The organism is Blastococcus sp. SYSU DS0539 (assembly GCF_054050855.1).
The window spans coordinates 1-894 of record NZ_JBJHAF010000029.1 but is presented as its reverse complement, the minus strand read 5'-3'; the positions used below and the strand labels follow the sequence as shown (position 1 = coordinate 894).

The following is an 894-nucleotide window of genomic DNA, read 5'->3' as shown; positions in this document are numbered from 1 at the left end:
GCCGAGGAGCCGGAGCCGGTGCCGAACGCGGCTCCGACGGCGGCGTTCACCGCGGCGCCGGCCGACCTGACCGTCGCCGTCGACGCCTCGGGGTCGGCCGACAGCGACGGCCGGGTGGCCGGGTACGCGTGGGACTTCGGTGACGGTGGCACGGGTACCGGCGTGACCGCGTCGCACACCTACGCCGCGGCGGGGACCTACCAGGTCCGGCTGACCGTCACCGACGACGCCGGTGCGACCGGCACGGTGACCCAGGCGGTGACGGTCACGGCCCCGGGTGAGCCGGTGGTGCAGCCGTCGGGCGCGGATGCGTTCGAGCGCGAGGTGGACGGTGAGCTGGGGGTGGCCGACGTGGGTGGCACGTGGGCGTCCTACGGCGGTGCGGCGAACCTGCGGGTGACCGGCGGGCAGGCGTGGGTGAGTGCGGCGCCGGCGGCGAGCTCGGGTGGTGAGCTGGCGATCGGGGAGCAGGACGTGGCCGTGCAGGTCGACGTCGTGCTGGACCGGGCGTCGACCGGTGGGGGCAGCTACTTCACCCTGGGCACCCGCAATGTCGGTGGCACCCGGTACAAGACCCAGCTGTGGTTCGGTCCCGACGGCACGGTGCAGCTGGGCCTGGTGCGGGTGGTGAACTGGACCGAGACCTGGCTGACCGGGACCACGTTGCCGGGGCGGTACACCCCCGGCACGGCGTTGACCCTGCGGATGGAGGTCACCGGGACCGGGCCGGCGACGCTGGTGGCCAAGGCCTGGGCCGCGGGTGCGGTGGAGCCGGCGGACTGGCAGGTCCGGACCACCGATGCCACGGTGGCGCTGCAGCGGGCCGGCGGGCTGAGGCTGGACCTCTACACCGCCCGGTCGGCCACGGCCGCCTCCACGGTGCGCCTGGACAAC

The 894-nt window shown here is 75.2% G+C and carries 1 protein-coding gene; it reads left to right on the top strand.

Annotation, left to right across the window (positions count from 1 at the left end; translation table 11 throughout):
• Nucleotides 1-18: 18 nt before the first annotated feature.
• On the top strand, nucleotides 19-894 hold an 876-nt coding region (locus ACI790_RS19835; protein ID WP_456571510.1), incomplete at its 3' end, for a PKD domain-containing protein.